This is a genomic window from Streptomyces sp. NPDC037203 (assembly GCF_055605065.1).
Map to the genome: position 1 here is coordinate 147,364 of NZ_JBVJUC010000006.1, position 19,072 is coordinate 166,435.

Sequence of the window (19,072 nt, forward strand, 5' to 3'; positions counted from 1 at the left end):
TTTCTCGTACTCCTCAGCAGGCGCCGACGGCGTCGCCGCCGAGCGCGTCCAATGGGTCGGCCCATTCGATGACACCGACCTCGCGGCATCCCCGCGATTCGATCACGAGGACCGTCGCTCCCGGTGGCAGGGGATCCTCCGACCAGGCGAGAAACGTCTCGGAGCCGCCCCGGACCCGCACCAGCACCTCGCCGGGTCCCGCGGATCCACGCGTTCCGATGAGGACCTTCCCCGTGCAGCCGATCACGGCGTCGTCCTGCGTCATCACCGGCCGTCCTCCTCGTGCTGGCCCCAGTATTCCGACGATAGTCCCCCTCGGCCCGCGCACCAACGGGCAGGAGGTCACAGCACGTGCACGGACTCCGCCAGCTGCTGAGGCAGGGGCGCCGTGTGGGTCACCACGAGGCCGGAGACCGCTCGGGTGAGGGCCACGTACAGCCGCCGCAGGCCGGTGCGCTCGTCCGGTTCGCCGTCGACCACCGCCCGCGGCTCGTCCAGGACCACGTAGTCGTACTCCAGGCCCTTGGCGAGCGAGGCCGGTACCAGGGTCAGCCGCTTCTCGCGGGTCGTCTCCTCGCCCGGCGCGAGGTATCCGATCCCGGCCGCCGTCAGCGCCTCGGCCAGCGCGGGGATCCGGGCGTCGGCGGCGATCAGGCCGGTCGAGCCCTCGTTGCCGAGCAACTCCTCGCAGGCGGCGACGACTTCGTCCGTGCCGTCGATCGCGCGGACCTCGAAGAAGCCCGGATTCTCCCGGACGGAGGCGACCGGGGTCAGGCCCGGCGCGATGTGCGGGAGCAGCCGGGAGGCGTAGGCGATGACGTCGGTCGGCACCCGGAAGCCCGCCGTCAACTCCTCGATCACACCGTCCTGTTTGCCGAGGTGGGCCAGCGCCTCCTGCCAACTCCGGGTCGCCCAGGGCGTCGTACCCTGCGCCAGGTCGCCCAGGACGGTCGCGCTGCCCGTGGTGCAGCGGCGGCCCACCGCCCGGTACTGCATGGGGGAGAGATCCTGCGCCTCGTCCAGGACCACATGGCCGAGCGAGTGCGTGCGCTGGATCAGATCGGCCGCCTCGTCGATCAACACCGCGTCCGCGGCGGACCACTTGGCCGACTTCACGCTGCGGACCGGCTTGGCCCACAGGATCGTCTTCTGCTCGTCCTCGTCCAGCAGCCCGGCCGCGTGCTCGGCGAGGAACTCCGGCTCGGTGAGCAGCCGCAGCACCAGTTTCGCTGGATCGACCACGGGCCAGATCGCCTTGACCGCCGCCTTCACCGCGCTGTTGCGCGCCACCGCGTCCTGCACCCGGTCGTCCGGCGCCTCCCCGGCCTGCTCCATCCGCACCAGCACCGCGTGCGCGATCCGCTGCGGCAGGGCCTCGCGCGCGGCGCCGTACCGGATCTCCCGGTCCAGCAACTGCCGTACCAGCTCCTCCAGTTCGGACGCCGGAACCCGCCAGCGCCGGGAGCCGCGCACGACCACCACGGCTTCCGCCGGCAGCGTCACGTGGGAGTACAGGGCCCGGCGCAGCACCTCGGCCATCCGGGCGTCGCCCTTGATCACCGCGGCGGGCGCGTCGTCCGTGCCGCGCACCTCCACCCGCGCCACCAGGTCGTCCACGGTGGCCTGCTGCACGGACAGCTCGCCCAGCGCGGGCAGCACCTGCTCGATGTAGTGCAGGAAGGACTTGTTCGGGCCGATGACCAGCGTGCCGGTGCGGGCGAGGCGCTCGCGGTGCGCGTACAGCAGGTACGCCACCCGGTGCAGGCCGACGGCGGTCTTCCCGGTGCCGGGGCCGCCCTGGACGCAGACGGTGCCGCCGAGGCCGCTGCGGACGATCTCGTCCTGCTCCGGCTGGATGGTGGCGACGATGTCCCGCATCGGACCGACGCGCGGCCGCTCGATCTCCTGCTGGAGCAGCCTGCTGGTGGTGGCCGCCTCCGCGGGGTCGGACAGCCGCTCGTCCTCGTACGCGGTCAGCTCGCCGCCGGTGTAGCCGAAGCGGCGGCGCAGCCCGATGTCCATCGGGTCCTTCTTGGACGCCCGGTAGAACGGCTGGGAGACCGGCGCGCGCCAGTCGATGACCATGGGGTCGCCGTCGGCGTCGTGCACATGCCGGCGCCCGATGTAGAACTGCTCGCCCGACGCGCCCTCCGCCTGGTCCTCGCCCGGAGCGTGCAGGTAGTCGAGGCGGCCGAAGAACAGCGGGGTGTCGCTGAGGTCGGCCAGCGCCTTGATGCGGTCGTCGATCTGGCGGCCGAGCACCGCGGCGTTGACCCAGTTCGCGGTGACGTCGCGGATGTCCAGCGCCTCCACGTCCTCGCGCATGGCACGCAGCGCGGCCCGCGAGTCGGCGAGGTGCGCGCGCTCGCGGGAGAGCGGGTCCCCGGTGGGATCGATGGCCTGTGCGTGAGCGGACGTGGACAAGGGGGTGCCTCCGGTGGGCCTGCTGCGGGCGGTACGACGGTGACGGTGCCGTGCGCGACGGCGTGGCCGTCCGGTTTCCGGCCGGGCGGCGGCACTCCCGGAGGGGAGGCGGGCAAGAGAGGGGATTTTAGTGAGGGGGGCCGATGAAGCGCCAATGGATATTCACCATGGCGGCAAGGTCATGCGAAGGGCCCCGGTGCTCGGCGCGGCCCCTAGGGGGCGGGTGGGGGTCGGGTCCACCCGCGGGTGCAGGCGGGGGCATCCGGAATTGGACCCGTGGACCGATACCGCGAAGCGGTCCGGAGTTCCACCATGGAGTCATGAGCGCAGCAACCGTTTCCCCCTCCACTCCCCGCCCCCCGACCGGAGCCACGGCGGTGGACGGCGCCCCGCGCCACCTCCTGGGCAGCGCCCTGCGCGCGCTGAAGGTGTTCGCACAGGCGGCGTTCGGCGTCGTCATCCTCGGTGAGTACGGCGAGGAAGCCGGCATACGCCGGGCGTGACGGCGGCACCCGTCACCCCCGGCCCTCCGCCTCCGAGAGGATCTCGTCCGCGTCCATGATCCGGTAGGCGTAGCCCTGCTCGGCCAGGAAGCGCTGGCGGTGGGCGGCGAAGTCCTGGTCGATGGTGTCGCGGGCCACGACCGAGTAGAAGTGGGCCTGGTGGCCGTCGGCCTTGGGCCGCAGCACCCGGCCGAGCCGCTGGGCCTCCTCCTGGCGGGAGCCGAAGGTGCCGGACACCTGGATGGCGACCGTGGCCTCGGGCAGGTCGATGGAGAAGTTCGCCACCTTGGACACCACCAGCACGTTGATCTCGCCCTCACGGAAGGCGTCGAAAAGCTTCTCGCGCTGGGCGTTGGAGGTCTCGCCCTTGATCACCGGGGCGTTCAAGTGCTCGCCCAGCTCGTCGAGTTGGTCGATGTACTGACCGATCACGAGGATCTGCTGGCCCGCGAACCGGCGGACGATCGCCTCCGTGACCTTCCGCTTGGTGTCCGTGGTGGCACAGAAGCGGTACTTCTCCTCCGTCTCGGCCGTCGCGTACGCCAGCCGCTCGGACTCCGTCAGGTTCACCCGGACCTCGACGCAGTCGGCGGGTGCGATGTACCCCTGCGCCTCGATCTCCTTCCAGGGCGCGTCGAACCGCTTGGGCCCGATCAGGGAGAACACATCCGACTCACGGCCGTCCTCGCGCACCAGCGTGGCGGTCAGCCCCAGCCGCCGCCGTGCCTGGAGATCGGCGGTGAACTTGAAGACGGGAGCCGGCAGCAGATGCACCTCGTCGTAGACGATCAGTCCCCAGTCACGGGAGTCGAACAGTTCCAGGTGCGGATAGACGCCCTTCCGCTTGGTCGTCAGCACCTGGTAGGTGGCGATGGTGACCGGGCGGATCTCCTTGCGGGTCCCGCTGTACTCGCCGATCTCGTCCTCGGTCAGCGAGGTCCGCTTCACCAGCTCGTGCTTCCACTGCCGGGCGGAGACGGTGTTGGTCACGAGGATCAGCGTGGTCGACTTCGCCTCCGCCATGGAGGCCGCGCCCACCAGCGTCTTGCCCGCACCGCAGGGCAGCACGACGACACCGCTGCCGCCGTGCCAGAAGTTCTCCACGGCCTGCTTCTGGTACGGCCGCAGGGCCCAGCCGTCCTCGCGCAGGTCGATGGGGTGCGCCTCGCCGTCCACGTAGCCCGCGAGGTCCTCGGCCGGCCAGCCGAGCTTGAGCAGCGTCTGCTTGATCTGCCCGCGCTCGGAGGGGTGCACCACCACGGTGTCCGGGTCGATCCGCGCGCCGACCAGCGGGGTGATCCGCTTGGACTTCAGGACCTCCTCCAGGACCGGCCGGTCGGTGGTGGTCAGGACCAGTCCGTGCGCGGGATGCTTGGAGAGGGTGAGGCGGCCGTAGCGGTCCATCGTCTCGGCGATGTCCACGAGCAGCGCGTGCGGCACGGGGTACCTGCTGTACTCCACCAGCGCGTCCACGACCTGCTCCGCGTCGTGCCCCGCGGCCCGCGCGTTCCACAGCCCGAGCGGCGTCACCCGGTAGGTGTGGATGTGCTCGGGCGCCCGCTCCAGCTCGGCGAACGGCGCGATGGCGCGCCGGCAGTCGTCGGCCCGCTCGTGGTCGACCTCCAGGAGCAGGGTCTTGTCGGACTGGACGATCAGTGGACCATTCACGCGCGGCACACCCTTTCCACCACGGCCTTCACGGGGACGACGGCCTTCACCGGGACCAAACCTCCAGTGTGCCCCATCCGGTGGCGATCACGGCGGGCCGCGGGCCGCCGCGGCCGTCTCCGCTCACTCCCCGGCCAGCTCGGCCACCCCGGTGATGCGGTGCAGCGGGTAGGTCCGGACCTCGTCCGCCGTGTGGTCGTACGCCGTCACGAAGCCGCCCTCCACCCGGACCGGGGCGATGACGCGCTGGCTGGCGGCGCCCTCGGCGTTGACGTAGCCGATCCACAGGGAGTCGCCGGTGAGCACGGCTGCCTGCATGGTGGCCAGGGTCTCGGCGGCGGAGGTGCGGGGCAGCTCACCGGCCGCCGGATCGGTGCCGGTGGGCTTGCGGGGCGCGGTGGCGGCCAGGTCACCGGCCCGGATGGCGCGGATCGCGGCGGACAGGAGCGTGGCGTCGGGCGGCGGCGGACCGTCCGGCACCGGCTCGGGCGCGGTCCGGGGCGGGGTGCGGTGGGCGTGGGCGCGGGTGATCAGCACATCGCCTTCGGCGGACTCGGCGGCGGGCGCGAAGCCCATCGCGCGCAGGCCCTCCAACAGGGCGGCCGGATCGGTCTGGGCGGCCAGCACGGTCGGGGCGAGGCGGCGCAGGCGCAGGGCGGTGGCGCGCTTGTCGGCGAGGATCTCGTTCAGCAGGGCGTCGTCGTCGCAGCGGACGTAGGCGGAGGCGGCGCCGATCCGCAGATGCCCGTGTCTGCGGGCCACGTCGTCGATCAGGTAGGCGAGCGGCTGCGGGACCGGGGTGCGCGAGTGCCGGGCGAGGAAGTCGTGCAGATCGGCGGCGGTCCGCCCGGCGTCCAGGGCCCGGCGCACCGATCCCGGAGTGAACCGGTACACCGTCGCGCCGCCCTTCGACTCCACGTCCGCGAGCACCCCGAGCATCTCCGCGAGCGGCCGCTTAAGCGGTCCCGGCGCGACCGCCGTCAGATCGGCCTGGAGGAGGACGTGATCGAGGGGCTCGGGCAGGAGCGGGGCGAGCAGCCGGGCGGCGGTGGCGGTGGCGGCGGCTTGTTCGGCGGGGGAGAGAGGGGCCGGGGGCAGGAGGGTGGCCGGGGCGGTGGCGGGCGGGGCTGTGGCCGGGGCGGGTGTGCGGTGGTGATGGACGGGGAGCTTGTCGCCGGGGCCACCGGGTTCACCCCTGCCGGCCGGGCCGTCCGCACCGGTCGCGCCGACCGCGCCGGCTGGGGCTTTGGTGCCGGCCACCCCGGACGCGCCGCTCGGACCAGCCGTGCCGGACGCGCCGGCCGGACCAGCCGTGCCGGACACGCCAGTCGGGCCAGGCGCGCCGGCCGAGTCGCCCCCCTCGTCCGCCCCGCCCGAGCGGGCCGCCGGTGCCCCCAGCAGTGCCCTGCCGTGGGTGGACAGCGCGCCGCGCCCCGTCACGCCCAGGAGTTCCGCCTCCGTCAGGGTCCAGCGGGCCAGACGGGTGCGCAGGTCCTCGGCGGGGGCCGCGGGGGTGTCCTTGCCGGGGCGGGGGGTGGCCGCGGTGCCGCGCAGGGGGCGTTCCCAGTGCAGGCGGGACAGGATCGACTCCGGGACCGGAGCGGTGCCCGCCGGGAGACCGGCCAGCAGGGTCAGTACCCGGTGCCGTACCTCGGGCGCGGCCGAGCGGTCCAGACCGGGGCCGAGCGCGGAGAGGGTGCGGTCCTTGGCGTCCCGGCCGCCGACCAGGCCCGGCGCGCGGGTCGCCGTCAGCCAGGTCCCGGCGAGCAGCGCCCAGCGCTCGGCCGGGGGACGCTCCAGCCACTCGTCGTAGAAGGGGGTGGCGGCGTACCGTTCGTCGGCCTCGCCGTCGGAGGCCAACAGGCCCGCCGCGTAAGCCAGTTCGACCCAGAACGCGGCGAGCGGCTCGGGCGCGTCCAGGGCGACGGCGGTCCGCTTGAGATCGCGCACGCTCAGCCCGCCGGCCCGCAGCACCGCGGGGCCGCCCTCGTCCCAGTCCTTCAGCAGCTCCTCGACGGTGGCGAGCGCGGTGTGCGCCTGGCCGGCCGCCGTCGCGTCCACAACCTGTGGACGGTGGGTCGCGGCCGGCTCCACCGCGGGCGGCAGCGGCTCGGGCTCCCGGTGGGCGCGGCCCGCGCGCAGATGCAGGGCCACCTCGCGGGGGAGTACGACGGTGCCGGGCGCCGTCGGCAGCAGCAGGCCCCGGTCCAGCAGCCAGCGCAGATGGGCGGCCGGTTCCGGGGTGACCTGGCCGTACGGCGGCCCCCACACCAGCCGCGACAGCACCTCAAGGGAGCCCTCCGGCGCCTTGGAGAGCAGCCGGGCCATCTTCTTCCGGTTGGTGAACAGGGCGGTCAGCGCGCTCAGCGCCGACACCGAGTCATGGGTCGAGGCCAGCCCCGCCGTGGTCACGATCTCCTGGATCCGCCCCAAGGACATGCCCGAGGCGGCCTCGTGCACGGTGGGTCCGAGCCCGGTCGGCGAGGGATGCTGCGGGGACGGGGCGAGCAGCTCGCGGGCGGTGCGCACCAGCCGCAGCCGCTCGTCGTCGCCCCACACCAGCGCCTGTTCGCGCAGGGTGGCGAGGGCGCGGGGGAGCGCGGCGGCCACCGTCTCGTCCCCGGCGTCCCCGGCCATCAGCCCGAGCAGCGCCCGGTACGACGCCGGGTCCGGGGCCACGGCCAGCGCCTCGGCGGTCTGCAGCGCGAAGCGGTCCAGCCGTTCCAGGGCCCGCAGGACCGAGGACCGGGTGCCGGCGCGGGTGGCCAGCTGGGTCAGATCGGTGGGGACGGGCGTGATGAGGTCCGGGCGGCTGCGCAGCAGCGCGGCCAGGGAGGCGTCGTCCCTGGCGCGGAGCGCCTCCGCGAGGGACCGAGGGGCTGGGTTGGCCTCTTGGCTCATCCGGCCAACGGTAGCGGGTCACCCCCGGCCCTTCAGCCGTGGCGGGCGGCGCCCCGCTCTGCGCTACCGTCCTCACGGGGTTTCAGTCGGCGTCTCCCCGGAGGGATTCCGTGGGCATCGAAAGCGACAAGGTCGTCTACGAGTACCTGAGCCGCGTCGGGGACATCGCTCAGCAGCGGCAGCTGCCGTCCTCCGCGCGCATGCGGCTGGTCTCGGAGCTGCGCAACGAGATCGACCGCGACCGGGCCAGGGCGACGGTGGACAGTCCCGCCGCGGTCCGCCGCATCCTGGACCGCCTGGGCACCCCCGACGAGGTGGTCGAGGCCGCGGCCGGCACCGGGCCCGCCGGGGGCGCGGGCCGTCCGCCCGCGGCCGTACCGGCGCAGCCCGCGCCGCGGGAGCGCGAGCGCGAGCCGGAGCGTGCGGCGCCGGCCGGGGAGCGTCCGCGGGGTCTGCGCCGGGTCGTGCCCCGGCCGCGTCCCGCCGGGTCCCGGCCCGAGCCGTCCGTGCCCGAGGACGCGTCGGCCGCCGCCGCGCACGAGCTGTGGCAGGCCGAGCCGGTGCGCGACTGGTGGCGCACGTCCGGCAGTGCCTCCGGCGGTGCCTTCGGCGGCGCCGGGCACAGCCCCTTCCTGGACACCGACCCGGTGCCGGGCTTCGTCGGCGGGGTGGAGATCCCGGACCTGCTGCGCCGCCCGCCGCACGAGCTGGAGAAGGAGCGGCTGGAGCGGGAGGAACGGGAGGAGCGGGAGAAGGCGGCGCAGGCTCCCCCTCCGGTCCCCACCCGGCGCTTCGGGCTGTTCCCGCGCCGGGCCACGGCCGCCGCCCCGGCCCCGGACAAGGTGCCGGACACGGCGCCCGGCATCACCTCCGACCTGGCGCCGGACGCCGGGGCCGCCCCCGCCCGCCGCCTCCTGCCCGGTCCCGCGGCCGGCTGGTCCAACCCGATCCTGCTGCTGGCCGCCGCCGCGCTGGTCGCCGGGGCGGTGCTCGGCAACTGGTTCGCGCTGCTCGCGGGCTGGGCGATCGTCTACGCCTCCCGGCGGCTGAGCCCGTCCGAGAGCAAGTGGGCCGTGCTCGTGCTGCCCGGCAGCGCGGTCGCGGCGGGCCTGGTGTGGCTGTGGGGACGGCAGAGCGGCCGCTGGGGCGACCCGATCGCGCAGGGGCAGATGGGCGACGCCGTCGCCCAGACCTGGCCCTGGGTGGTGCGGGGCGCGGCCGTCGCCTCGGCGCTGTACGTGGTGTGGCGCTCGCAGCGCAGAGGCTGACACCGGCGGCGCGGGAACCGGCGGACCGCCGGGACAAGGGCCGACGCCCCGGCGTGCACACCGATGTCCGCGGCGCGCACACCGATGCCCGCCGGACGGCGGCCGGTGCCCGCGGTCGGGGAGGCCGGGCGGCGGGCGGTGGACCGCCCTGCCCACCTGGCACCATGTCCCCCATGGCCTCCCTCACCGTCGGCTTCGACCTCGACATGACCCTCATCGACTCCCGGCCCGGCATCCGCGCGTGCTACGTGGCGCTGGCGGAGCGTACGGGGACGTACATCGACGCCGATCTGGCGGTCACCCGGCTCGGCCCGCCGCTGGCGGACGAGCTGGCGAACTGGTTCCCGGCCGAGCGGCTGCCCGCGGTGGCCGGCCTGTACCGGGAGATGTACCCGTCCATAGCCATCGCCGCGACCCCGGCCATGGCGGGCGCCCGCGAGGCCCTGGCGGCCGTGCGCGCGGCCGGCGGCCGGACCATGGTGGTCACCGCCAAGTACGAGCCGAACGCGAAGCTGCACCTCTCCCACCTGGGCATCGAGCCGGACGTGGTCGTGGGCGACCTGTGGGCCGAGCAGAAGGCGCAGGCGCTGCGCGAGTACGGCGCGGGGGTGTACGTCGGCGACCACACCGGCGATGTGCGCGGGGCGCGTACGGCGGGCGCGCTGTCGGTCGCCGTGGCGACCGGGCCCTGCCCCGCGGACGAGCTGCGCGCCGCCGGGGCGGACGTCGTCCTGGACGACCTGTCCGCCTTCCCCGCGTGGCTGGCCGATTACCGCCCCTGACGGCTCCGGCTCCGACGGCCCCCCGGCGCTGCCGCGGCCCGCTCGCTACCGGGACGCCGCGGCGCTCCTCGCCTGCCGCCGGCCGGCCGCGATCGACCGCAGCACCCCCGCGCCGGCGACGAGGAAGCCGACACCCATGAGCATGCACAGTCCGTACATGTAGGTGGGAAACGGCTTGGTTCCGAGGAACAACGGGACCATCGTGACCAGGGTGGCCAGGGCCCCGACGAAGAACACGATGGCGCCGGCACGGATCAGTCCGTCGCCGGGCCCGGCGGAATTCGCTTGGGTTTTGTCACGCACCGGACCAGGGTAGTTCCTGCGCGAGAGAACGACCGGGCGACGTCTTGTCACCGGGTCCAAGACCATTAGCCTTGATGACGGCGGGTCACGGTCGACCCGCTCTAGTGCTATCAAGAGCCGTTTCCGAAGAAGTTTTCCCGACGAGTACGAGGACGAGGACAGACGTGCCTACCGGCAAGGTCAAGTGGTTCAACAGCGAGAAGGGCTTCGGCTTTCTCTCCCGCGACGACGGCGGTGACGTCTTCGTCCATTCCTCGGTTCTCCCCGCCGGAGTCGATGTGCTCAAGCCGGGACAGCGCGTGGAATTCGGCGTGGTCGCCGGCCAGCGCGGCGACCAGGCGCTTTCGGTGATCGTGCTCGACCCGACGCCCTCCGTGGCCGCCGCCCAGCGCAAGAAGCCCGACGAGCTGGCCTCGATCGTGCAGGACCTGACGACCGTCCTCGAGAACATCACCCCGATGCTGGAGAAGGGCCGCTACCCCGAGAAGGCCTCCGGCAAGAAGATCGCCGGGCTGCTCCGCGCGGTCGCCGACCAGCTGGACGTCTGACCGCGCCCGCCCTCCGGCAGACCCCTGACGGGCAGGTCCCCGTCAGGGAAACGCGAGCGCGTCCGGGCCGAGGGGCGGCACCAGTCCCTCGGCCGCGGCGCGGGTGAGCAGCCCGCGGATCGCCGCGTAGCCGTCCTCGCCGAGGTCGGCGGTGAACTCGTTGACGTACAGCCCGATGTGCTGGTCGGCCACCGCCGGGTCCATCTCCTGGGCGTGCGCCATGACGTAGGGCCGGGAGACCTCGGGCGCGTCCCACGCGGCCCGCACGGACGCGCGCACCGCCTCGGCGAGTCCCTTCAGCACCTCGGCGCCCAGCGACCGCTTGGCCACGATCGCGCCCAGCGGGATCGGCAGCCCGGTCGTGCGCTCCCAGTGCTCGCCCATGTCGGCGAGCTTGTGCAGCCCGTAGGTGCGGTACGTGAAGCGGGCCTCGTGGATCACCAGGCCCGCGTCCACCCTGCCGTCCCGTACGGCCGGCATGATCTCGTGGAACGGCATGACCACGATCTCGCCGACCCCGCCGGGCACGGTGTCCGCCGCCCACAGCCGGAACAGCAGATACGCGGTCGACTTCTCGCTGGGCACGGCGACCGTACGGCCCGTCAGGTCGACCCCGTCCTCCCGCGTGAGCACCAGCGGCCCGCAGCCCCGGCCGAGCGCGCCGCCGCAGGGCAGCAGCGCGTACTCGTCGAGGACGTACGGCAGCACGGCGTACGACACCTTCAGCACGTCGTACTCGCCGCGCTCGGCCATGCCGTTGGTGATGTCGATGTCGGCGAAGGTCACGTCCAGCGCGGGGGCGCCGGGGACGCGGCCGTGGGCGAGGGCGTCGAAGACGAAGGTGTCGTTGGGGCAGGGCGAGTACGCGATCTGCAAGGGCTCACTGGTCATACGGGTTCCAACTCTCCAATGCGGGCGCGAACTTCCCGAAGGCCGCGGTGAGGGCGGCGAGGGCGTCGCCGATGCGCCAGGCGGCGCGGTCGCGCGGGCCGACCGGGTTGGAGATCGCGCGGATCTCCAGCGCCGGCACGCCCTGGGCGTCGGCGGCCTCGGCGACCCCGAAGCCCTCCATGCCCTCGGCGAGCGCGCGGGGGTGCCGGGCGCGCAGCGCGGCGGCGCGGGCGGCGGTGCCGGTCACGGTGGACACGGTCAGGACGGTGCCGGTGCGGGCGCCGGTGGCCTCCGCCACGGCCCGTACGAGTGATTCCGGCGGGCGGTGGGTGACGGTCCCGAAGCCCAGCTCGGTGACCGGGAGAAAGCCGTCCGGGGTCTCGGCGCCCAGATCGGCGACGGTGATCGCGTCGGCCACGACGAGCGAGCCGAGCGGGGCACCGGGCGCGAAGCCGCCGCCGATCCCGGCCGAGACGACCAGGTCGTAGGGGGCGCCGGCGAGCGCGGCCGCGGTGAGCGCGGCGGCGGTGGCGGCGGCGGCCCGCGCGGGCCCGACCCCGGCGGCGAGCAGATCGGTCACGGCCCCACCGGCGGCCGTACGAGCCGGACCGGCGCCGGCCGTCGTACGGACCACCATCGCGCCCGGCAGCCGTACCTCGTCCCCGGACTCGGGGAACGCACGTGCCACCGCGTCCCGTTCGGCCGGGACCGCGGTGGCCACGAGGATGCGTGCGGACGTCGTGATCAGGCCTTCTTCAGCTTGAAGGACCACACGCCCTTGGTCGGGCTGGACCCCATCTGGATCACCAGCGTGTTGGTGTCGCCGCCCGTGCCGTACTGCTCGTTGAAGAACGCGTTGCTGGGCAGGGTGCGGTACGTCTCCTTGCTGAGGCTGGTGAAGGGGCGGCCGTTGACCAGCACGGCCCAGCCGGCGTCCGCGATCTTCGGGTCGACGCCGATGCGGACCGTCGAGTCCTCGCCGACCGAGATGCTCTTCGCGTCGGCGGACTTCTTGGCGCAGTCGGTCAGGGCCTTGGCGTCGATGGCCTTGCCGTCGTTGTAGCAGACCGCCTCGGAGTGCACCGAGTCCCGGCCGACGGTGATCGTCGCGTTGGGCGTCGGCTTGTCGCAGGCCGACAGGACGAGCAGTCCGGCGGCAACGGCGCCGGCGGCGGCGACGGCGCGGCGGCGCCGCACAACGCGGTGTACTTCAGCGGCTTCGCCGCGGGGCAGCGTGGTCATGGCCGAAAGATTATCGGGCGCCCGGAGCCGCCCGCCCACGCGGGGTGCGGCGTGCCCGGTTCGTTACGCCAGTCGTGTCCGCGACAACCCGGGCGCGCCCGGTTCGTCACCCGGCCTGCCCCTTTGCGGCACCGCCCGCTCACTCCCGGCCCCCGGTCACGCCATCCGTGCGCGGGGCCGGCCGCCGTACCGGGCGGAGGCGATCAGACCGCGCAGGGTGCCCAGCCAGCCCACGGCCACGAACGCGGCGCCGGCCAGCAGTCCGAGCGTGCCGTTGAGCGGCATCACGATGCCGACGGCGCCGCCGAACACCCACGCCATCTGGAGCAGCGTCTCGGAGCGGGCGAAGGCCGAGCTGCGCACCAGCTCCGGCACGTCCCGCTGGATCAGCGCGTCCAGCGCCAGCTTGGCCAGCGCCTGCGCGCACCCGGCGACCGCCGCGAGACAGGTCACCAGGACGGTCCCGAAGAACACCGCGGCCACGAGCGCCATGCCCAGCGCCGCCGCGACCACGGTCACGATGATGATCTCCGGCGCCCGTGATCTCAGCCACGCCCCCACCGCCGTGCCCAGCGCGTTGCCCGTGCCGGCCGCGGCGCCCACCAGGCCCAGGGAGACCACCGCGCTCTGGCCGCCGAGCGGGTGCTCGCGCAGCAGGAAGGCGAGGAAGAAGATCAGGAAGCCGGACAGGCAGCGCAGGGCCGCGTTGGCGCCGAGGGCGTGGGTCACGGCGGGCCCGACCGTGCGCAGTCCGGGCCGCTTCACCCTGGTCCGCGGCAGCCGCTTCTCGTCGGCGGCGAGCAGCGCCACCACCTCGCCGCGGGCCGAGTCCACCTTGGGCGGCAGCGAGAAGGACAGCGCCGTGCCCCCCACGAAGATCACGGAGGCGCCGTAGAGCGGCCAGGGATCGCCGAGCCGGTGCAGCGCGGCCGCGATCGGCGCGGCCACCCCGGTGGCCAGCAGCCCGGCCAGGGTGACTCTGGAGTTGGCCTTCACCAGCGAGAACAGGGGCGGCAGCAGCCGCGGTACGACGGCGCTGCGCACCACGCCGTACGCCTTGGACGCCACCAGCACGCCCAGCGCCGCGGGATACAGCTCCAGGCTCCCGGTCGCCACCGCGCCCGAGATCAGCAGGGCGAGCAGCGCCCGCGCCAGCATGGCCGCAGCCATCGCGGCCCGCCGCCCGTGCGGCAGCCGGTCGAGCAGCGGGCCGATCACGGGGGCGAGGACGGTGAACGGCGCCATCGTGATCGCCAGGTACAGCGCGACCCGCCCGCGCGCCTCGTCGGTCGGCACGGAGAAGAACACGGTGGAAGCCAGCGCCACGGTGATCATGACGTCCCCGGCGCCGTTCACCGCGTGCAGCTCGATCAGCTTGCCGAGCCCCGACTCACCCGCGCCGTGCGCGTGGGTCGCCCGGCGGATGCCGCGCGCGGCGCCGGTGACCGGGGAGTGCAGGGCACGCCCGACGGACCGGGCGGCACCGCCCACCCGGCGCGCACCGCCACCCCGAACCCCACGCCTGTCCGCGGTTGCCACGAGGTTCATAGTGCCCCGAGATGCCGCGGGATAGTGCCGATACGGCACGTATGGCGGCGAACCGCGCCCCCGAGGTGGGGGAGAATGCCGCCGAGCGGCAATGAATCCTGTTCGGTGTAGCGTGCGTATCTCAGCCATAACGCAGAATGGATGGCAGAGGTGCGCCCGAGCGCGCGGATGATGCAGACGTCGATGCGGTCCTGAGGTCCGCTCCGTCGGCCAACCCGCCTAAGGCAGCCGCCTTGACGAGACGGCGTAGGAGAGAAGCGATACCTGTGAGCGCAGCGACAACGCGAAGCCGCACCCCCGACCGCCTGTGCGCCGAGGCGGTCGACCTCGCCCGTGCCGCCGCGGAGGAGGCGGCCGCACCCGGCGTGGTCGGCGAGCACTCCGGGCTGGTCTCCGAGGGCGACCGTGTTGTCACGCACTTCTTCGAATGCAAGGAACCGGGCTACCGGGGCTGGCGCTGGGCCGCCACCGTGGCCCGCGCCTCCCGCGCCAAGATCGTCACGCTGGACGAGGTGGTCCTGCTCCCCGGTCCCGACGCCCTCCTCGCCCCCGAATGGGTGCCGTGGAGCGAGCGGCTGCGCCCCGGCGACCTCGGCCCCGGCGATCTGCTCCCCACCGACCAGGACGACCCGCGCCTGGAGCCGGGCTACATCGGCGACGACCAGCCGCCGGTCGACTCCGCGGTGTCGGAGGAGATGGCGGAACTGGCGGAGGCCGAGGACGCGGACGTCGCGCCGGGCGCGCCGGCCGTCCAGCCGACGGTGCCCTCGCGGGGCACCATCGCCGCGGTGGCCGAGGAACTGGGCATGCGCAGAGCGCGCGTTCTGTCCCGTTACGGCCTGCACCGCGCGGCCGACCGGTGGGAGGAGGCGTTCGGACCGAACACGCCGATGGCCCAGGCGGCGCCGGCCACGTGTCTGAGCTGCGGGTTCCTCGTGCCCATCGGCGGCTCGCTGGGCCAGGCGTTCGGTGTGTGCGCCAACGAGTTCGCCCCGGCGGACGGCCGGGTGGTCTCCCTCGCGTACGGCTGCGGCGGCCACTCCGAGGCGGCGGTCATGCCCAAGCCGCCGCAGCCGGCCGCGCCGGTCGTCGACGAGACCCGCGTCGAGCCCTTCCCGCTGCATCCCGCCCGCGACTCGGGCTCGGTCCCGGCGACGACGGACGAGGAGACGGCGGAGCTGGGCCACTCGTGACCCTGGTCCGCCCCGCCCGCGAGACGGACCTGAGCGGTTTCCTCTCCCTGGCGGCCGAGGTGGAGCACTGGTTCGGCCCGATGACGGGCGACCCCGGTTTCACCGAGGCGGTGCGGCGGGGCATCGGCCGCGGCACGGCGCTGGTCGCTCGGGCCGAGTCCGGGGATCTGCTGGGCGCCCTCCTCTTCGGCGGCAAGCCCCCCGCCCACAAGGTGCACTGGCTGGTCGTCACGGAACGGGCCCGGTGCGGGGGCGTGGGCCGCGCGCTGCTCGCCGACGCGATCGACCGCTTCGTCCGGCCTCCCGCGACGGTCGAGGTGGTCACCTTCGGCCCGGACCACCCCGGCGCGGTCCTGAGCGGTGCCCGCGCCTTCTACGAGTCCCTCGCCTTCACCCCGGCCGAACCGGCCCCCGACGGTCCGGAGGGCGGCTCCCGCCAGGTCTACCGCAAAGCGCTGGTCTGACAGCCGCCGTCCGCCCCGGTCCTTCGGCCGGCCGGGTCGGGTGGGTGGGCGAGGAGCCGGGAGGCAAGCCCCGCGCTGTACCTTCTTCCTCACGTCGACGAGGAGTGTGAACGTGAGCAGCAAGTACGTGCGGCCCGCGGCCGAGGGTGCCGATCCCTTCGGGACGGCCCGGCTGCGTCGCGGTGTCATCGACGCCTGGGCCACCAGCCCCGCCCGCTTCCGCGAGGACGCCAACGCCGAGGAAGACCTCGTACTGGGCGGCTACCGGGACCGCCTGGTGATCGAGCTGGCGCAGAACGCCGCCGACGCCGCCGCCCGCGCCCATGTGCCCGGCCGCCTCCGCCTCACCCTCCGCGACGGCGTCCTGATCGCGGCCAACACCGGCGCCCCTCTGGACGCCACCGGCGTCGAGTCGCTGTCCACCCTGCGCGCCTCCGCCAAGCGCGACGCCGACTCCCCGCACGCCGCCGTCGGCCGCTTCGGCGTCGGATTCGCCGCCGTCCTCTCGGTCACCGACGAACCCGCCCTCGTCGGCCGGCACGGCGGCGTCCGCTGGTCCCTCGCCGAGGCGCGCGAACTGGCCGCCGACGCCGCCCGGCACAGCCCCGGACTCGGTGACGAGGTCCGCCGCCGCGCCGGCCATGTCCCGCTGCTCCGGCTGCCCTTCGCCGCCGAGGGCACCGCCCCCGACCCGTACGACACCGCGGTCATCCTGCCGCTGCGGGACGCTGCCGCCGCCGACCTCGCCGAGCGGCTGCTCGACGCCGTGGACGACGCGCTCCTGCTCACCCTGCCGGGCCTGGCGGAGGTCGTCATCGAGGTCGGCGACGACGCGCCGCGCACCCTGCGCCGGCACACCGAGGGCGCCGTCACCGTCGTCGCGGACTCACGGGAGGGCACGACCCGCTGGCGTACCGCCTCCGCGCACGGCCCGCTCGACGCGCACCTGCTCGCCGACCGCCCGGTGGAGGAGCGGCTGCGGCCCCACTGGTCGGTGACCTGGGCGGTGCCCACCGACGACCAGGGCCGCCCGGCGCGCCCCCGCACGTCCCCCGTCGTGCACGCCCCCACCCCCAGCGACGAACCCCTCGGCGTCCCCGCCCTGCTCATCGCCTCCTTCCCCCTCGACACCACCCGCCGGCACACCGCGCCCGGCCCGCTCACCGACTTCCTGGTGCAGCGCGCGGCCGACGTGTACACCGAACTGCTCGCCGGATGGCGCCCGGTGACGGAGGCCGCCGTCGACCTCGTGCCCGGCCCGCTGGGCAAGGGCGAGCTGGACGGCGCGCTGCGCCAGGCCCTGTTGGAGCGGCTGCCGCGCACCGCGTTCCTGCCGCCCGCGCTGCCCGGCGAGGGCGGCGAGGACGAACTGCCGCAGGCCCTGCGGCCGCGGGACGCGGAGCTTGTGGAGGGTGCCGGCGCCGAGACCGTGCGGGTGCTCGCCGAGGTGCTGCCCACCCTGCTGCCCGCGGGGCTGGAGCGCCGCGCCGAGCTGCGCACCCTCGGCGTCGCCCGGCTCCCGCTCGCCGACGCCGTCGACCGGCTCGCGGGCCTGGAGAAGGACCCGGACTGGTGGTGGCGGCTCTACGACAGCCTCGCGGGCGTGGACGTGGAGCGGCTGTCGGGGCTGCCGGTGCCGCTCGCCGGGGGCGCTTCCGGCTCCGGGGGACCCCGCACGGCCATCGGGCCGCGCCAGGTGCTGCTGCCCACCCCCGGCGGCGCCCGCATCGACGCGGACGTGCTCGCCCGGCTCGGTCTGAAGGTCGCCCACGAGGACGCCGCCCACCCGCTGCTGGAGAAGCTGGGCGCGCTGCCCGCCACCGCGCGCGCGGTGCTCACCACCCCCCAGGTGCGGGCCGCCGTCGCCGCCTCCCTGGACGACGAGGGCGCCCTCGGCTGGGAGGAGGACGCCCCCGACGCGGAGGAACTCGCCGACACCGTCCTCGGATTGGTGCGGGACGCGGGCCTGGAGCCCGGTGAGGAGCCCTGGCTGGGCGCCCTCGCGCTGCCCGACGAGGACGGCGAACTCGCCCCCGCGGGCGAGCTGGTGCTCCCCGGCAGCCCGTTCGCCCGCGTGATCCGTGAGGGCGAACTGGCTTCCGTGGACCAGGAGTTGGCGGACAAGTGGGGCGAACAGCCGCTCACTGCCTGCGGGGTGCTCGCCACCTTCGCGCTGGTGCGCGCCACCGACGTCGTCCTCGACCCGGACGAACTGGAGCCCTGCGACGGCGACTTCGCGGAACCGGACGACGCCGGGCTGCTGGACGCCGTGGACGTGTGGTGCGAGGACATCCTCGACCGCTTCCCGGACAGCCCCGTCCCGCCGGTCGCCACCGAACTCGTCGCCGTCCGCGACCTCGACCTGGTGGACGACGACCACTGGCCCGAGGCCCTCACCCTGCTCGCCCGCCCGCCGCTGCGCGACGCCCTCACCCAGCCGGTGCGCGTCCTGCTGCCCGACGGCACCCATGAGGTGGTGCGGCCGTACACCGCCTGGTGGCTGCGCGGGCACCCGGTGCTGGACGGCCGGCGCCCCGCGGGCCTGCTCGCCGCCGGCGGCGACCCGCTGCTGCGCGGCCTGTACGACGAGGCCGACGCCACCGGTTTCGAGGACGGCCAGGTGCTGCGCGCCCTGGGCGTACGCACCTCGGTCGCCGCCCTGCTGGACGAGCCCGGCGGCGCCGCCGAACTCCTGGACCGGCTCGCCGACCCGGACCGCCCGGTCACCGCCGCCCAACTGCACGGCTTGTACGGCGCGTTGGCGGAGATCGATCCGGAACAGGTCACCCTGCCGGACGAGTTGCGGGCGGTGGTCGACGGACGGGTGCGGGTGGTGGACGCCGCCGACGCCGTGGTCGTCGACTCCCCGGACCTGCTGCCCTTCACCTCGGGCGTGCCCCTGCTGCCCGTACGCCCCTCCCGCGCCGCCGAACTGGCCGAGCTGTTCCAGGTGCGGCGGCTCAGCGAGTCCGTCACCGGCGAGGTGCACTCCGAGGGCACCGAGCACGACGTACCGGAACCGGTGCGCGTCCTCCTCGGCCCGCGCACGCCCGAGACGTATGTCGAGCACGACGAACTGGTCGTCGACGGCGTGGAGATCGACTGGCGGCTCACCGACGACGGGGTGCTGCACGCGGCCACCCTGGAGGGTGTCGCCGCCGGACTCGCCTGGGCGGCACGGCAGTGGCCGCGCCGCTTCGAGGTCGCCGCCCTGCTGGAGGACCCGTCCCGGACGGAGGAACTGGCGCGGGACCGCTGGTTCGACTGACCTCCAGAGGTTTCTTACGAAACCCACAAGTTCCGTACAACCGTTCCCCCGTGTGCGCTGTCTGATCTT

General features: G+C 74.5%; 16 protein-coding genes. 7 read left to right on the plus strand and 9 right to left on the minus strand.

Annotated elements, in window-relative coordinates; all coding sequences use genetic code 11:
- Positions 1 to 13: 13 nt before the first annotated feature.
- Together ACZ7EC_RS18985 and ACZ7EC_RS18990 are read right to left on the minus strand one after the other, a co-directional pair.
- Positions 14 to 265 carry a hypothetical protein gene (locus ACZ7EC_RS18985; protein WP_471063895.1) on the minus strand — a complete coding sequence of 84 codons (252 nt, stop codon included), beginning with the start codon at positions 263 to 265 and terminating at the stop codon, positions 14 to 16.
- Between the two features lie 77 nt (positions 266 to 342).
- Positions 343 to 2,325 (minus strand): HelD family protein, encoded by a 1,983-nt coding sequence (locus ACZ7EC_RS18990; RefSeq protein ID WP_471064262.1) that lies wholly within the window; start codon positions 2,323 to 2,325, stop codon positions 343 to 345.
- A 419-nt stretch (positions 2,326 to 2,744) separates the two neighbouring features.
- On the opposite strand from ACZ7EC_RS18990, the gene ACZ7EC_RS18995 reads away from it, so the two are divergent.
- Complete coding sequence (locus tag ACZ7EC_RS18995) at positions 2,745 to 2,927, plus strand: hypothetical protein (protein ID WP_471063897.1); 183 nt, start codon at positions 2,745 to 2,747, stop codon at positions 2,925 to 2,927.
- A 12-nt stretch (positions 2,928 to 2,939) separates the two neighbouring features.
- Here the strand turns inward: ACZ7EC_RS18995 and ACZ7EC_RS19000 are convergent, their stop codons facing one another.
- Positions 2,940 to 4,595 carry a DNA repair helicase XPB gene (locus ACZ7EC_RS19000; RefSeq protein ID WP_471063899.1) on the minus strand — a complete coding sequence of 552 codons (1,656 nt, stop codon included), beginning with the start codon at positions 4,593 to 4,595 and terminating at the stop codon, positions 2,940 to 2,942.
- A gap of 123 nt (positions 4,596 to 4,718) precedes the next feature.
- Complete coding sequence (locus tag ACZ7EC_RS19005; protein WP_471063901.1) at positions 4,719 to 7,496, minus strand: helicase-associated domain-containing protein; 2,778 nt, start codon at positions 7,494 to 7,496, stop codon at positions 4,719 to 4,721.
- Between the two features lie 110 nt (positions 7,497 to 7,606).
- Here ACZ7EC_RS19005 and ACZ7EC_RS19010 point away from each other — a divergent pair, with 110 nt between their 5' ends.
- The gene (locus tag ACZ7EC_RS19010) at positions 7,607 to 8,764 is read left to right on the plus strand and encodes a hypothetical protein (protein ID WP_471063904.1); all 1,158 of its coding nucleotides are present in this window, start codon (positions 7,607 to 7,609) and stop codon (positions 8,762 to 8,764) included.
- A 164-nt stretch (positions 8,765 to 8,928) separates the two neighbouring features.
- The gene (locus ACZ7EC_RS19015; RefSeq protein ID WP_471063906.1) at positions 8,929 to 9,546 is read left to right on the plus strand and encodes an HAD family hydrolase; all 618 of its coding nucleotides are present in this window, start codon (positions 8,929 to 8,931) and stop codon (positions 9,544 to 9,546) included.
- A gap of 45 nt (positions 9,547 to 9,591) precedes the next feature.
- Here the strand turns inward: ACZ7EC_RS19015 and ACZ7EC_RS19020 are convergent, their stop codons facing one another.
- A complete protein-coding gene (locus ACZ7EC_RS19020; RefSeq protein WP_037653331.1) occupies positions 9,592 to 9,849 on the minus strand; it encodes a hypothetical protein in 258 nt (85 codons plus the stop codon).
- A 164-nt stretch (positions 9,850 to 10,013) separates the two neighbouring features.
- Here ACZ7EC_RS19020 and ACZ7EC_RS19025 point away from each other — a divergent pair, with 164 nt between their 5' ends.
- The gene (locus ACZ7EC_RS19025) at positions 10,014 to 10,397 is read left to right on the plus strand and encodes a cold-shock protein (protein WP_471063908.1); all 384 of its coding nucleotides are present in this window, start codon (positions 10,014 to 10,016) and stop codon (positions 10,395 to 10,397) included.
- A gap of 42 nt (positions 10,398 to 10,439) precedes the next feature.
- On the opposite strand, the gene ACZ7EC_RS19030 is transcribed toward ACZ7EC_RS19025, so the two are convergent.
- The 4 genes from ACZ7EC_RS19030 to ACZ7EC_RS19045 all read right to left on the minus strand — a co-directional run bounded on the left by ACZ7EC_RS19030 (position 10,440) and on the right by ACZ7EC_RS19045 (position 14,078).
- Positions 10,440 to 11,288, minus strand: a complete 849-nt coding sequence (locus tag ACZ7EC_RS19030; RefSeq protein ID WP_471063910.1) for a 1,4-dihydroxy-6-naphthoate synthase — start codon at positions 11,286 to 11,288, stop codon at positions 10,440 to 10,442.
- Entirely contained in the window at positions 11,278 to 12,060 is a 783-nt protein-coding gene (locus ACZ7EC_RS19035; protein ID WP_471063912.1) for a futalosine hydrolase, read from the minus strand. Before ACZ7EC_RS19035 ends, ACZ7EC_RS19030 begins: the two co-directional genes overlap by 11 nt.
- On the minus strand, positions 12,033 to 12,530 hold the full coding sequence (locus ACZ7EC_RS19040; RefSeq protein ID WP_471063914.1) for a DUF2771 domain-containing protein: 498 nt from the start codon (positions 12,528 to 12,530) through the stop codon (positions 12,033 to 12,035). The genes ACZ7EC_RS19035 and ACZ7EC_RS19040 overlap by 28 nt, the downstream gene beginning before the upstream one ends.
- A 156-nt stretch (positions 12,531 to 12,686) precedes the next feature.
- Positions 12,687 to 14,078: an MFS transporter gene (locus ACZ7EC_RS19045; RefSeq protein WP_471063916.1), complete on the minus strand. Its 1,392-nt coding sequence runs from the start codon at positions 14,076 to 14,078 to the stop codon at positions 12,687 to 12,689.
- A 266-nt stretch (positions 14,079 to 14,344) separates the two neighbouring features.
- Between ACZ7EC_RS19045 and ACZ7EC_RS19050 the strand changes: the two genes are divergently transcribed.
- From ACZ7EC_RS19050 to ACZ7EC_RS19060, 3 genes are all read left to right on the plus strand, one after another.
- A complete protein-coding gene (locus tag ACZ7EC_RS19050) occupies positions 14,345 to 15,271 on the plus strand; it encodes a DUF3027 domain-containing protein (protein ID WP_471063918.1) in 927 nt (308 codons plus the stop codon).
- Positions 15,268 to 15,735 carry a GNAT family N-acetyltransferase gene (locus ACZ7EC_RS19055; protein ID WP_471063920.1) on the plus strand — a complete coding sequence of 156 codons (468 nt, stop codon included), beginning with the start codon at positions 15,268 to 15,270 and terminating at the stop codon, positions 15,733 to 15,735. The genes ACZ7EC_RS19050 and ACZ7EC_RS19055 overlap by 4 nt, the downstream gene beginning before the upstream one ends.
- 112 nt (positions 15,736 to 15,847) lie before the next feature.
- Positions 15,848 to 19,003: a sacsin N-terminal ATP-binding-like domain-containing protein gene (locus ACZ7EC_RS19060; protein ID WP_471063922.1), complete on the plus strand. Its 3,156-nt coding sequence runs from the start codon at positions 15,848 to 15,850 to the stop codon at positions 19,001 to 19,003.
- Positions 19,004 to 19,072: the final 69 nt, after the last annotated feature.

Coding starts and splice junctions, on each gene's coding strand:
- ACZ7EC_RS19015 (WP_471063906.1), top strand. CDS start 8,929: ATGTCCCCCATGGCCTCCCTCACCGTCGGCTTCGACCTCGACATGACC.
- ACZ7EC_RS18995 (WP_471063897.1), top strand. CDS start 2,745: ATGAGCGCAGCAACCGTTTCCCCCTCCACTCCCCGCCCCCCGACCGGA.
- ACZ7EC_RS18985 (WP_471063895.1), bottom strand. CDS start 265: ATGACGCAGGACGACGCCGTGATCGGCTGCACGGGGAAGGTCCTCATC.
- ACZ7EC_RS18990 (WP_471064262.1), bottom strand. CDS start 2,325: ATGCGCGAGGACGTGGAGGCGCTGGACATCCGCGACGTCACCGCGAAC.
- ACZ7EC_RS19030 (WP_471063910.1), bottom strand. CDS start 11,288: ATGACCAGTGAGCCCTTGCAGATCGCGTACTCGCCCTGCCCCAACGAC.
- ACZ7EC_RS19045 (WP_471063916.1), bottom strand. CDS start 14,078: ATGAACCTCGTGGCAACCGCGGACAGGCGTGGGGTTCGGGGTGGCGGT.
- ACZ7EC_RS19005 (WP_471063901.1), bottom strand. CDS start 7,496: ATGAGCCAAGAGGCCAACCCAGCCCCTCGGTCCCTCGCGGAGGCGCTC.
- ACZ7EC_RS19040 (WP_471063914.1), bottom strand. CDS start 12,530: ATGACCACGCTGCCCCGCGGCGAAGCCGCTGAAGTACACCGCGTTGTG.